Origin of the sequence: Taibaiella lutea (genome assembly GCF_008629695.1) — a bacterium.
Classification (GTDB): Bacteria; Bacteroidota; Bacteroidia; order Chitinophagales; family Chitinophagaceae; genus Taibaiella; species Taibaiella lutea.
In genome coordinates, this window is the sequence record NZ_VWSH01000002.1 from 531,366 (window position 1) to 544,627 (window position 13,262).

Sequence of the window (13,262 nt, forward strand, 5' to 3'; positions counted from 1 at the left end):
TAAAAGACTGCATATATATTATGAAAAATATACTACTAATCAGCGTTTTAATCTTAGCATCAACAGGCAATTCATTTTCTCAGGACTATCTCGGATTATCTTCCGGTAATTACGGAGGCATTCAATCCGTAATGTTACAACCGGCAAATGTAGCCGACAGCAGATATCAATTTGAAGTAAACCTTGTTTCTACATCATTAAGTTTCCATAATAATTATGTCGGGCTTTCCCGCAGCTTTTTTACCCAAAACTTTTTTTCTTTTAAGGGTTATGATAATTTCAGCGACTTTAAGGCGAAGGAATTACGGAAAGATGATTATCTGAGAGAGAATGTTTTTGTAAAAGCCAATAACCGGATTAATTTTCCTTCCCTTTTACTTACAACCGGAAAAAATTCAGGAATAGCCTTAAACATCCAATCAAGAACCGGAATAAGCATAGAAAACCTGAATCCTTTATTGGCCGAACAAGCCTATGATGAATGGGGCAATGCCTCGCTATACGGACAGAACTATATAACCGACGGCCTGGATATAAATGGCCTCAACTGGATTGAAATCGGATTTACCTACGGCAAGGTTTTACTCAACAATGAAAGGCACTTTTTGAAAGCCGGTGTTACTGCAAAATACTTAGGCGGCGTGTCTTCGTTTTATTTCAATTCGGATGATTTGAATGTAAGAGCAGACAACGATTCCATGCTTTATATTCAGTCTCCTGAAATCAGGTACGGGCATAGCGCCACAAACATATCGGCTGGTATCAATTCCTCATTCAGGCCCGATGCATCTGCTTTCGGTTTTGATATGGGTTTGGTATATGAGTTCCGCGGACAAATAGAAAACTTCAAATTTCTAAAATATGATAGTGACTACAATTTGAAAGTTGCAAAACGTCGGGACAGGAATAAATACACCTTTAAAGTAGGTGTATCCTTACTCGATGTCGGTAAGTTTAACTTTCAGTCCACACCCGAAGCCCGCAACTTTTCTATCAATGATCAGATAAACCTGAATACCATCAATACCAAAAACCTGAAAGACCTCGATGCTGTAATTGCTGATCATGGTACTTATACTTCAGGCGCAAAAGAGTTTTCAGTGGCTTTGCCAACTGCTTTTTCTGCTCAGGTCGATGTGCATTTATACAGAGGTTTTTATATAAACGGAATGATGTACAAGCCCGTAAAAGCATTTAATAATAATTGCTGATTTCAGGATCAACACACCCGATTATTATGCCGTTACGCCCCGTTGGGAAAGTAAAACAGCGGGTATATACATTCCCGTGGCCATTAATAACCGTAATGAAATCAGTGCAGGCGCCACAGTGCGCGTAGGGCCTGTATTTGTAGGTACTTCCAATTTGTACTCCATGCTGAGGAAAGACAACATCAAAAGAGCAGATATACACGTAGGGTTGAAGATTCCGTTGGCATTCGGCAAACCAAGCAAAACAAATATGTGGCTGAAAAAGACATTCAGTGATAATGATGATAATCACATGCCTGATACAACCAGCATAGATAATGCCGTAGACTCTGTGGCAGCACCGGAGAAACAAAAGGTAAAAGACATGGCAGTACCGCAGCAGCCAGAGGTAAAAGAAACGCCTCCTGCTCCTGAAAGGAGTCAACCTGCTGTGCAGCCTATCAATATTATCATCAACAATTATAACAGTCCCGGCACTATGCCTGCTTCGGTTCAGACATACAGTGTTCAGCCGGCTGCAAACATGGGCAGCGACTCTGTAATTATTAAAGTTCCGGTTGCAAAACCAGATTCAGGCAAGGCTGAACTGGACAATATTCAAAAACAGATTGACAGCCTTAAACTGCAAATGGAGGAGAAAAAGAAAGTATTGGAGAGAATGCAGCAACAGCAGCAGGACAGCATCAATAACGGAGCCCTACAACCGGGCAGTAAAAAAAAAATGACACAATAACCGGGGCACAGATAAATCAGGCTTATGGCTTATCAGGTAATGAAGAGGATAGCCTGAATAATGCTTATTACAATAAAAGAATGGCAGAGTTGCAGGCACAGCTTTCCAGCCTTGTAATTCAAAATGAGGCTTTGGATAGCCTGGCGGATGCTACGCAATGGATAATTTCCGGCAGCAATGTTCCTGATTCAGATACTTTGGCTCGGTCTTACATCCGGGAAGAAACATTTAAAACAGTTGTGGACACATCAATTGTTGACAACAAAAGAGATATTGTCGCTGATGCTGTAAAAGACAGGATGTTGGAGGTTCAAGATAATACACAGGTTATTTCATTGGAAAAAGATTCTTTGATAAACCAGCCGGATACCGCTGAAATTTTTGACGAAGTGCTGATAGCCAAAAACAAAGAGATGGTTTCACAATTGAAATCAAATGACTCTTTGATAAATAAAACGAATGCCGGTAAAACCCCGAACGGTTTACTGACTATTTCAGGCACCAGACAAGTTTCACAATCAAATGATTCATCTGACAGTAAAACCAATGTCAATAAAGGTTCAAAAAGTTTCCTGACAGGTAATCCTGTAATTGGTCCTGTGGTAAATAAAGAAGTAACAGATACAGTGTCGGACGAATTGGTGCGTGTCAAAAAAGATACGATGGAACTTCAGGCACGTATTCCGTATCCGGCAGATTCATTAAAGAATACTACCAATATCGGTAAAACTTCGAACGATTTACTGACTATTTCAGGCACCAAACAAGTTTCGCAACCGAATGATTCGTTGAACAATAAAACCAATATCAGTCAAGGCTCAAAAAGCTTCCTGACGGGTAATGCGGTGGCCGTTCCTGTTGTAAATAACGACAACAAAAGCAACGAAGATATTGCCTTACTTCAGAAACAGATCAAAGTTTTGGAAGATTCCTTAAAAAACAGCGCTGTTGTCAGCAAAAACACTCTGCTTACAGCTTCCGATACAAACGCGATTTCGCCACAACAATCGAAGGATTCAGTCAAAAATAAAATGGATGCAGGCAAAGCTTCAAAGAATTTGCCTCCTGCTTCGGATAACGATGAAGTTTCAAAGTTGAGGGCTGAACTTTCCGCTTTGCAAAAAGAGAATGAAAGCCTGACTAATCAACTGGATAAAACCACAGTCACTCCTGCAAATTCGCCTGATAAGAGCAATCAGCTACCCGGCAGTGGAAATGTCGACTCAGAGAAAGGCATAAACGCATTGAAATCAGAAATCAGGTCTTTAAAAAGTACTATTGAAAATAATAACAACCAGGCTACAAGCTCCCGAAGAAGCCTTTTGCCAGCTGTTGTTCCAGCTATTGGTATTGACGTTGGCAAAACCAAAACAGAAACGGTAATTCAGCATGATACCGTATTTGTAGAAAGGCCTTCGGACACTATAAGCCACATTGATACGGTCAGACTTACAGATACAATAATGGTTAAAGATACCCTTAGAATATCGGACACCGTAGAGCAAATAGTTCGTGACACTGTTCAGCAAACTATAGTAAAAGATTCTGTAGTAACTGTAACTAATGTTATCGATAAACAAAAGGAATCTTTACTGGCATTGCCACCGTACGTTATTTTGTTTGATTTAGGTAAAAGCAATGTGAAATTAGTGTATCGTAAAAGGCTTGATTACTATGCTTCGCAATTAATGCAGCATAAAGATTTAAAAATTGTTATAACCGGCCATACGGATAAAACAGGAAGTGTTGCAAACAATTTAATCCTGTCCGAAAACCGCGCCAAAAGCATTTCTGCCTATTTGAACAGTAAAGGTGTAAGCAGTGATGACATGCAGATTAGCAGCCTGGGGGAGGCTGAACCTATTGTAGAAAATGACACTAAAGAAGGACAAAGTCAAAACAGAAGGGTAGAATTAATATTCAAAGAGAAATAAGCCGGAATAACGGTAATGTTTAAGCAAAACAGGCTAACATGAAAGTGTTAGCCTGTTTTGTTTATTTGGGATTTACTTACTTCACCCTTGAAATAAGAAAATTGAAACTTCCTTCTGTAACGTTTATAAAAGGATAAGTTGAAATAGTTTGATAAGGTTGCAAAAAAGCGTTGCAGGTACCGTTTATTACATACACATCCACAATGTTGAAGATAGTGGTATCTGTCTTTACATAGCTGATTGAATTTACTTTGACGCTAAGATTGTTTGTGGTAGTATCAGAAGTATAATATTGCTCCGAACCATTGGTGCTGCCGCCATCAAATTCCATATAAGGATTAGGATAAGAACCGTCGAAATGGTAAGTATTTCCTGCCAGGCTTAAAACCTCGCTTTCTGTGGGATGATGGTCGTATTTGAAGGAAAGGCTTATGGATGGATAAGTAAGGAAACTTGTTTCCTGAAATCCACCGATTACATTTTCATCCGATGAGATATACTGTGGCGTTGCCGAACTGAAATTGTAGGCGGTACCATTTGCCTTGAAATTAAAATAATAAGGATTGGTGGGAGTTGGGTCTGGGTTATTATTGTCGTCATCTTTTTTACAACCGGAAACCATAGCGGCCATGCTCAGGGCAAGCCCAGAGTACAATAGGATTTTTTTCATTTTAAGGATTAGAATTAATAATAAATACGCGGGCCGAATGTAGTAAATACTTCGATAAAAATTGGCAGTAATGTCTGATAAATGAAAATAAAGAATGGCTGCTTCTCCCGCTTATTAAATCTAATGCACCTGTATTTTATTTTTTGGCATAACCGATTATCTTTGAGGCTTATCCCTATATTGTATTTTACAAGCAGGTGAACCAAAACCAACCATTATGAAGAAGCTTTTTTTTACATTGCTTTTTTTATTGCCCTTTTTTTGTAATGCCCGGGAAGTGCTGCATCTTGATACGGTTTTGTTGAATAAATATTCAGGTAATTCCCTTATCGAAAACTGGAAATTTACGGCTCAATATATACCGGGTAAAGAACCGATTGATTTATCTTCCTGGAAACCACTTTCAACATTGTCAGGCGAGGATCTCAATGACACTTTGCATAAACTCGGTTTCACAGGCATTGGCTGGTTTGCCAAAGAATTTTATATTGATTCGGGGTTAACCAATAAACCACTTGCTTTTTCCTTTAACGGTTATGGCGCTTTTGATATTTATCTGGACGGTAAGCTTATCCATACTTTCGGAACTTTTAAATCTGTAACTACTAAAGCGAAATATGTAAACCCAAAGCTGGAGCCGGTTATTTTTTCTCTGGCTCAACCGGGTAGACATGTATTGATGCTTCACCTGGAGAATTATTTTGTAATTACACCGGGTGCCAACTCCCTTGCTTCTGATTTTTCAGTTGCCATAAATGTCAAATACGCCGACGCTGCTGTAGAGCTTTATGCGAACGGGCTCTATATTTCTTTTACTATAATGTATGGCGTGCTGATTTTATTTTTAGCATTGGCATTTGTGCATTTCATGTTCTATTTGTTTTACCGGAAATCAAGTGCCAATCTGAATTTCGGCCTGTTTAATCTTTCCATGAGCGTGATGTTCGGTTGTATTTTTGCATTAAGCAACATCAAGTTTGAATGGGTGCATACAATAGCGCTGTTTGCAATGCTGATAGCTTTGTTTACCGCCTGCCTTAGTTTGCATGCTTTTGTAAATTCCCTTTATTACAGAAAAAAGTGGGGTTTTATATTGATTACTGTTTTGGGTGTGCTGTTATTTCTGTCTTCTTTTTATAATAATGATATTGTAGGCCAATCCCTGTTTATTTTCCTTGTTATATTTACTGCAATTGATGCTGTTATTAAAATCATTATTGCAATGAGAAAGAAAATACCAGGCTCCCATATATTAGGTTGCGGTATTTTGTTTTTCTTTTTTTCCATTGCAGGCTTGTTTTTATATGGCTTTCTTACCTCCGGCCATTTTGAGGTCACTCCGGCTACATTGCAGGGAATATTATTGATTATGCTTCTGATATTAATCTTATTCAGCATACCTTTTTCTATTTCCGCTTACCTGGCCTGGGAATTTGCGTATCTGAATAAAAGCCTCAGCAAGCAATTGCAACAAGTGGACAGACTTTCACAAAAAACAATTGCGCAGGAAAAAGAAAAGCAGGAAATTCTTGCCAATCAAAACGAAGTATTGGAGCAGGAAGTAAAATTAAGAACAGAGGAAATAATTGCCGAGAAGAAAAAATCGGATGATTTGTTATTGAATATTTTACCGGCAGAAGTAGCAAATGAGTTGAAAGAAAAGGGTGAGGCAGAAGCAAAATTGTTTGATCATGTAACCGTGCTGTTTACAGACTTTGTAAACTTTACACAAATGTCCGAACGCATGAATCCGCAGCAACTGGTTGCGCAACTGCATGAGAACTTCAAAGCTTTTGATGAAATCATGGAACGCAACGGGCTGGAAAAGATAAAGACAATCGGCGACGCTTATCTTGCGGTCAGTGGCATGCCTGTTGCAAATGACAAACATGCTTACAATGCTGTTAAGGCGGGGCTGGAAATTGCGGCATATATCAGAAACCAGCAGTATGAAAACAGATTTGAAGTACGTGTCGGTATTCATTCCGGCCCTTTGGTAGCGGGCATTGTAGGTGTAAAGAAATTTGCTTACGATATCTGGGGAGATACTGTGAATACCGCATCACGCATGGAAAGCAGCAGCGAAGCAGGTAAAATCAATATTTCCGAAAGCACTTACAGATTAGTAAAAGACGACTTTACATTTATACATCGCGGTAAGATAGATGCGAAACACAAAGGGGCTATTGATATGTATTTTGTAGAAGGAGAAGTGCGCAGTATTTAATTACGATTCTAAATTTCAACATGAAAAAACTAATACTATTTCTTCTTCTGTTATTACCCTTTGCATTGAAGGCTCAACAGCCTGCCGTTCCGGCAATTCAGGTAATCACTTTGGATAGCTTTACGCAAAAGCATAAAGATGTACGCCTTTATGATTCATGGAAATTTCATTCCGGTGATGATATTAGCTGGGCTTCTCCTTTATATAACGACTCTTCCTGGAAGCACACTGCCACATTGTTTGAGGAAGACAGCTCTAAGCAATTTATAAAGGCAGGCTTCAAAGGTATAGGTTGGTTCAGGAAAGAGATATACATTGATTCCAACATGCTTGGTAAATTGATGGCATTCACGCTTTCAAATGACGGAGCGATTGCTATTTATATGGATGGGAAATTATTGCATCAATTTGGTAAATTTCAAACTGCTCAGAAGCATCTTTACATTGATCCGCAGGAATATCCTATTGTATTTAGCATCGACAAGGCAGGTCCGCACTTGCTTGCAGTAAAATATGAAAACTATGAAGTGGTTGACAATAGTAACTGGTTTTCATCAGACGGTGATTTCGGTTTTCATGTGAGGTTAAAAGTAGGAGAAGATGCTATTGAAAGTTATCGCAGTAAAACGCTGATTACTTCTATTTTTATTTTTGGCAGCGCCTGTTTGTTTGCTACGCTCGCCTTTATTCATTTCATGCTTTTCTTCTTCTATAAGCGTGGTACTTCTAATTTTTATTTTGGTCTGTTTAACTGTTCTATTGCGCTATTGGCATTTTCAATTTATGTAGGATTAACGGCCGGTAAGATGCAATATATCGCTTTTGCAATGTATGCTACAATATGGGCGGTTATACTTGCAGCTTATTCGCTTAGTGCATTTGTAAACAATCTTTTTCAGAAGAAAAAGTGGAGCCATTATCTTGTAATATTATGTTGTGTTATAGTCGCAGTTTTGTTCATCCTGTCAAATAATATTACACCACTTGCTGCATATATACTAGTTATCTTTTCATCTTCGGAAGCTATAGTGCTCATTATTCTGGCTATGATAAAAAAGATACCCGGCTCTAAAATCTTAGGTGCCGGAATCTTATGCTTCTTTTTGTTTTTATTTGTTGTAATTCTTATTTCCTCAATTTTAGTGCCAGAACTGCAATGGAAGAGTCTTACAGGCTTTTTAATTGTTTTACTTGCCGTTTCTGCGGTGTTCAGCATTCCTGTTTCTATCTCTTTTTATCTGGCCTGGAGTTTTTCCAGTATTAATAAAAACCTGAGCAGGCAATTAGAACAGGTGGAACAATTATCTCAGAAATCATTGAGGCAAGAACAAGAGAAACAGCAATTGCTGGAAGGCAGGAAAGAAGAACTGGAAAAAGAAGTGGCGTTTCGTACTATTGAAGTAATGCGTCAGAAAGAGCAAATAGAGTTACAGCACGATGCACTGAAAACAGAGAAGAAAAAATCGGATGATTTGTTATTAAATATTTTACCTGCAGAAGTAGCAAATGAACTGAAAGAAAAGGGTGAGGCAGAAGCAAAATTGTTCGATCATGTAACCGTGCTGTTTACAGACTTTGTAAATTTTACACAAATGTCGGAACTCATGAACCCGCAGCAATTGGTAGCGCAACTGCATGAGAACTTCAAAGCTTTTGATGAAATCATGGAACGCAACGGACTGGAAAAAATAAAGACAATCGGCGACGCTTATCTTGCGGTCAGCGGCATGCCGGTTGCAAACGAAAGACATGCTTACAATGCTGTTAAAGCGGGCCTGGAAATTGCGGCATATATCAGAAACCAGCAGTATGAAAACAGGTTTGAAGTGCGTGTCGGTATTCATTCCGGCCCTTTGGTAGCGGGCATTGTAGGTGTAAAGAAATTTGCTTACGATATCTGGGGAGATACTGTAAATACCGCATCACGCATGGAAAGCAGCAGCGAAGCAGGTAAAATCAATATTTCCGAAAGTACTTATAAATTGGTAAAAGACGACTTTACATTCATGCATCGCGGTAAGATAGATGCGAAACACAAAGGCGCTATTGATATGTATTTTGTGGAAGGATAAAATTTTTCTGCTTTAAGAATGTTTTACTATATTGTTATTGTTATTGTTTGTTTAGATGCTTGACCTTGGTATGAAAAAAATTCCGGTATTGCTGTTATTATTATTTCCTCTGTTCCTTAAAGCGCAACAGTCTTCGGAAATAATGCAGATTACCAAAGATTCTATATTGCAGAATGAAGTATTGTCTATCAGAGAAAATTGGTTGTTCAGCACAGGCGATAATGCACTTTGGGCAACAAAAGAATTTGATGATACCAAATGGATGAAAGGTTTTAATTCCTTAAAAATTGCCCCCAAGGATACCAGCTTAAAAACTGTCTTCAATGGCATTGGCTGGTTCCGCTTTCATTTTCATACCGACAGTACATTGACAAAAATGCCGCTTGCGCTTACCATATCGCACCCTGGAGCTTCAGCTATTTATCTTGATGGTTTATTGATCAAACAATATGGAACATTTTCTAATAAAGGCAGACATGAATACATCGATCCCGACCATAGTCCTGTTCTTATACTGATATCGGATACAGGTATGCATGTTCTGGCTGTCCGTTATGAGAATTATGATATCCTCACCTCCCGCGAAAAATACGAAAACGAATACGGAGGATTCAAAATGAATATAGCCAAGGCAGACGTAGCAATAGATGCATACCGTTCAAGAGTCCTTAGCAATACAGCCATTCTGCTGACAAGCGGATTTATCTTCCTGACCTTATTCGTGGTACACCTTGTTTTGTTTTTGTTTTACCGTTCCGACAAATCAAACCTGTATTTCAGTCTGTTTAATTTTGGAATCGCTTTGTCTATCATTATGCGGTATTTAATTATAATAGCACAAGGCGTAAAGTTTGCGAATTTTATTGGCAATCTTACTTATATATCCACGAGCGTGGCATGTGCTGCCATAAGCATGTTGGTGAATTATCTTTTCGGAGGAAATAAAATCCGCCCTAAAATTATTTTGCTATTGTGTTTCGTTGGCATGGTTTCTCCTTATATAAATTACGTTTACGCCGATTACTATTATGTAGGTTTGGTTGTTATATGCGCACTGGAAGCTGCTGTTTTGCTGTCTGTTGCCATGTATAAAAAGAAGCCGGGCTCACGTATCATAGGTGTCGGAATTCTGTTTTTTGTTTTATTTTTTGGTATTGTTATGAGTCTTGCCGCTATAAATAATGGCTTGACCACCGATAATCCTTATTTAGGCGGTTTACTTATCGGCTTATCTATTCTCGCCATTTTCAGCGTTCCCTTATCTATGTCTTCTTACCTTGCCTGGAGCTTTGCAACAGTTAATAAGGTGCTGGGTGAAAAGTTAGTTCAGGTAGAACAATTATCCAAAGAAGCAATGGAACATCAGCAGGAAAAACAACATCTTTTAGAAAGCAGAAAAGGAGAATTGGAAAAAGAAGTAGCATTGCGTACTACAGAAGTTATTTATCAGAAAGAACAGATAGAAGTGCAACACGAAGCGCTGAAGTCTGAAAAGAAAAAATCGGATGAATTGTTATTGAATATACTTCCTGCTGAAGTTGCCGAAGAGCTGAAAGAAAAAGGACAAAGCAAGGCGCAGTTATTTGACGATGTTTCTGTATTATTTACCGATTTTGTGAATTTCACACAGATGTCAGAACAATTAGGCGCTGAAGAATTGGTTGCTGAACTGCATGAATGCTTTAAGGCTTTTGACAACATTATGGAACATAATGGCCTGGAAAAAATAAAGACCATCGGTGATGCTTATCTTGCGGTCAGTGGTATTCCTGTATATAATGACAGACATGCTTACAATGCTATAAAAGCTGCTCTGGAAATTATTACTTTTATGAAAGAAAGAAGCAGGCATACAAACACTTTTGAAATCAGGATTGGTATTCATTCAGGACCATTGGTGGCGGGTATTGTGGGCGTAAAGAAATTTGCGTACGATATATGGGGCGATACCGTAAACACGGCATCGCGTATGGAAAGCACAAGTGAAGCGGGCAAAATAAATATCTCTGAAGCGACCTATAAATTAGCAATCAACGACTTTATATTTACTTATCGCGGCAAAATTGATGCCAAACATAAAGGTGAGATAGATATGTACTTTGTAGATAATATCATTAATAAATAATTTTATTTCAGGCTTAAACGGTTTTATATGCAATACGAACAAGCAAAAGAAATTATTCTTAAAAAACTCGAAAATGAATTGCCGCAACATCTTTCCTATCACAGTGTGGCACATGTTAAAGATGTATGCAATGCTGCAAATGAAATAGCAGTGAATGAAGGTATAACGGGTGAAGACCACACGCTGCTGATGACAGCGGCATTATTTCATGATTCGGGGTTCTTGTTCGGAGCAGCAGAACATGAGCGAAAATCCTGTGAGATAGCAAAGCAATATTTGCCGGAACTGGGTTATACTGACGGGCAGATTGAAAAAATCTGCGGCATGATTATGGCAACAAAAATTCCGCAGACTCCGCACAATCATCTCGAAGAAATATTGGCAGATGCCGATTTGGACTATCTGGGCCGCGATGATTTTTTTACAATAGGCGAAAGGCTCTATGAAGAGTTGGCCATGTTTGGTATCATAAATAATAAAGACGACTGGAACCGTTTGCAGGTTAGGTTTTTAGAGAATCATCATTTTTTTACACAAACAGCTATTCAATCCAGAAAGGCTAAGAAAGAAGAGCATCTGGCACTTATTAAATCACAATTAGAAAAAAATGAGTCAGCATAAAAGTAGCGCAACACCCGTTCAGGATATTATTTATTTAATATTGGGCGTATTGTCGGCAAGTTTTGCATTAAGAAGTTTTTTGGTGCCTAATCATTTTCTGGATGGTGGCATCACCGGTATTTCACTTTTGTTGCACGAAGTATTTCACTGGCATCTCGGATTGGTAATTGTGTTGATTAATATTCCGCTTATTATAATGGGAATGTATCAGATAGGAAAGCATTTTGCTATAAGGACTATGCTTGCCGTTATTGCTATTGCGATATGCCTGCAATACATGCCTTTTCCTGAAATTACGCACGATAAATTATTGGTGGCTATTTTCGGAGGTTTCTTTCTCGGTTTGGGTATCGGCCTTTCCATGCGTGGCGGTGGCGCCATTGACGGTATAGAAGTCCTGGCGCTTTTTACATTGAAAAGAAGCAGCCTTAGCATCACAGAAATCATTCTTGGCCTGAATGTTGTTATCTTTTTGATTGCAGCTTTTTACCTGCAATTAGAAGTTGCATTATATGCCATGCTTACCTATTACATTGCAGGACAGACTACCAAGTACGTAATTGAAGGTATAGAAGCTTATACAGGCGTAACCATTATATCTGCAGAAAGTGATAAGATAAAAGCCGCTATGGTATTGGCTTTGGGAAGGGGAATTACTATTTACAAAGGCGAACGTGGCTTCATGAAAGACAGTTTTGAAGTGAGCGCTGATTGTGATATTGTATTTACAGTAGTTACTCGTCTGGAAGTAAGAAAATTAAGAAAGCTTGTTGCAGAAATAGATTCCAAAGCATTTGTATTTACACATACCATCAATGAATCTTCGGGTGGCATTCTTAAGAAGATCGTGAAGCATTAATGGATAAGGGTAGCTTGCTCAAGCTACCCTTATCCATTAATGCTAAACTTAAATTAAGCGCTATTTTATCCTCGAAACAAGAAAATTGAAACTGCCCTCTGTTACGTTCAGATGAAGATTAGCGTCCTGATCATTTTCAAGATAAGCTTTACAGGTGCCGTTAATAACGTAAACATCTACAATGGTTGTATTGATGGTATCGGTTTTCTTATAGCTGATGCCATTAACTTTTACATTGTACGCAGATGCTAAGGTATCTACGGAATGATATTTCTCAGCGCCCGACATTGCTCCACCGTCAAATGTTACAACCGGACCAGGAAACGAGCCGTCAAAATAAAATGTTTTTCCGGCAAGGTCCAATACTTCCGCTTCTGTAGGATTATGGTCGTATTTGATAGCAAGGCTTATATTAGGCTTGTTGGTATTATTACTCATCTGAAAGCCGCCAATCTGATTCATGTTGTCATCTAAATATTTTGGCAAATCAGAATTGAAATTATAGGCAGTTTCATTTCCTTTAAAGTTGAAATAATACAGGCCTGTTTCATCAGGTTTTTCTTCTTTATCCTTTTTACATGCTGTCATCGATATAGTTGCACAAAGAACTATAACTCCCGCCTGAAGAATTTTTTTCATTGAGTGAAATTTTTGATAATGTCCGTCCTAAATTAGTCAATTTTAATTTGTTTTGGTATATTTATAATATTCTCTTTTTGCATACTATTTGTTTTTATGTTGATTATCAACTTTTTACTTTAAATTTTTAATGCACATTTTTGCAAATCAATAGCATGGTCCAAGTATTTT

10 protein-coding genes are annotated in these 13,262 nt (G+C 38.4%); 8 read left to right on the plus strand and 2 right to left on the minus strand.

Annotated features, from left to right (window positions below; translation table 11 throughout):
* The first annotated feature begins 20 nt into the window (after positions 1–20).
* The 3 genes from F0919_RS09390 to F0919_RS09400 all read left to right on the plus strand — a co-directional run bounded on the left by F0919_RS09390 (position 21) and on the right by F0919_RS09400 (position 3,878).
* Positions 21–1,211 (plus strand): DUF5723 family protein, encoded by a 1,191-nt coding sequence (locus tag F0919_RS09390; protein ID WP_150032490.1) that lies wholly within the window; start codon positions 21–23, stop codon positions 1,209–1,211.
* A gap of 76 nt (positions 1,212–1,287) precedes the next feature.
* Positions 1,288–1,944 carry a hypothetical protein gene (locus F0919_RS09395; RefSeq protein ID WP_150032491.1) on the plus strand — a complete coding sequence of 219 codons (657 nt, stop codon included), beginning with the start codon at positions 1,288–1,290 and terminating at the stop codon, positions 1,942–1,944.
* An 80-nt stretch (positions 1,945–2,024) separates the two neighbouring features.
* Positions 2,025–3,878, plus strand: coding sequence for an OmpA family protein (locus F0919_RS09400; RefSeq protein WP_150032492.1), 1,854 nt, complete (start codon positions 2,025–2,027; stop codon positions 3,876–3,878).
* Positions 3,879–3,954: 76 nt separating this feature from the next.
* Here F0919_RS09400 and F0919_RS09405 read toward each other — a convergent pair whose 3' ends face one another.
* Positions 3,955–4,548 carry a hypothetical protein gene (locus tag F0919_RS09405; protein ID WP_150032493.1) on the minus strand — a complete coding sequence of 198 codons (594 nt, stop codon included), beginning with the start codon at positions 4,546–4,548 and terminating at the stop codon, positions 3,955–3,957.
* Positions 4,549–4,765: 217 nt separating this feature from the next.
* On the opposite strand from F0919_RS09405, the gene F0919_RS09410 reads away from it, so the two are divergent.
* The 5 genes from F0919_RS09410 to F0919_RS09430 all read left to right on the plus strand — a co-directional run bounded on the left by F0919_RS09410 (position 4,766) and on the right by F0919_RS09430 (position 12,452).
* Positions 4,766–6,775 (plus strand): adenylate/guanylate cyclase domain-containing protein, encoded by a 2,010-nt coding sequence (locus F0919_RS09410; protein ID WP_150032494.1) that lies wholly within the window; start codon positions 4,766–4,768, stop codon positions 6,773–6,775.
* A 20-nt stretch (positions 6,776–6,795) separates the two neighbouring features.
* On the plus strand, positions 6,796–8,847 hold the full coding sequence (locus F0919_RS09415) for an adenylate/guanylate cyclase domain-containing protein (protein WP_150032495.1): 2,052 nt from the start codon (positions 6,796–6,798) through the stop codon (positions 8,845–8,847).
* 70 nt (positions 8,848–8,917) lie between these two features.
* Positions 8,918–10,972: an adenylate/guanylate cyclase domain-containing protein gene (locus F0919_RS09420; RefSeq protein ID WP_190277332.1), complete on the plus strand. Its 2,055-nt coding sequence runs from the start codon at positions 8,918–8,920 to the stop codon at positions 10,970–10,972.
* A gap of 27 nt (positions 10,973–10,999) precedes the next feature.
* Entirely contained in the window at positions 11,000–11,593 is a 594-nt protein-coding gene (locus tag F0919_RS09425; protein WP_150032497.1) for an HD domain-containing protein, read from the plus strand.
* Positions 11,580–12,452 carry a YitT family protein gene (locus tag F0919_RS09430; RefSeq protein ID WP_150032498.1) on the plus strand — a complete coding sequence of 291 codons (873 nt, stop codon included), beginning with the start codon at positions 11,580–11,582 and terminating at the stop codon, positions 12,450–12,452. Before F0919_RS09425 ends, F0919_RS09430 begins: the two co-directional genes overlap by 14 nt.
* 60 nt (positions 12,453–12,512) lie before the next feature.
* Here the strand turns inward: F0919_RS09430 and F0919_RS09435 are convergent, their stop codons facing one another.
* Complete coding sequence (locus tag F0919_RS09435) at positions 12,513–13,091, minus strand: hypothetical protein (protein WP_150032499.1); 579 nt, start codon at positions 13,089–13,091, stop codon at positions 12,513–12,515.
* Positions 13,092–13,262: the final 171 nt, after the last annotated feature.

Bases quoted from the DNA above. Each gene is read 5' to 3' on its own strand.
- F0919_RS09420 (WP_190277332.1), top strand. From the start codon at position 8,918: ATGAAAAAAATTCCGGTATTGCTGTTATTATTATTTCCTCTGTTCCTT.
- F0919_RS09435 (WP_150032499.1), bottom strand. From the start codon at position 13,091: ATGAAAAAAATTCTTCAGGCGGGAGTTATAGTTCTTTGTGCAACTATA.
- F0919_RS09405 (WP_150032493.1), bottom strand. From the start codon at position 4,548: ATGAAAAAAATCCTATTGTACTCTGGGCTTGCCCTGAGCATGGCCGCT.
- F0919_RS09415 (WP_150032495.1), top strand. From the start codon at position 6,796: ATGAAAAAACTAATACTATTTCTTCTTCTGTTATTACCCTTTGCATTG.
- F0919_RS09390 (WP_150032490.1), top strand. From the start codon at position 21: ATGAAAAATATACTACTAATCAGCGTTTTAATCTTAGCATCAACAGGC.
- F0919_RS09400 (WP_150032492.1), top strand. From the start codon at position 2,025: ATGGCAGAGTTGCAGGCACAGCTTTCCAGCCTTGTAATTCAAAATGAG.
- F0919_RS09430 (WP_150032498.1), top strand. From the start codon at position 11,580: ATGAGTCAGCATAAAAGTAGCGCAACACCCGTTCAGGATATTATTTAT.
- F0919_RS09425 (WP_150032497.1), top strand. From the start codon at position 11,000: ATGCAATACGAACAAGCAAAAGAAATTATTCTTAAAAAACTCGAAAAT.
- F0919_RS09410 (WP_150032494.1), top strand. From the start codon at position 4,766: ATGAAGAAGCTTTTTTTTACATTGCTTTTTTTATTGCCCTTTTTTTGT.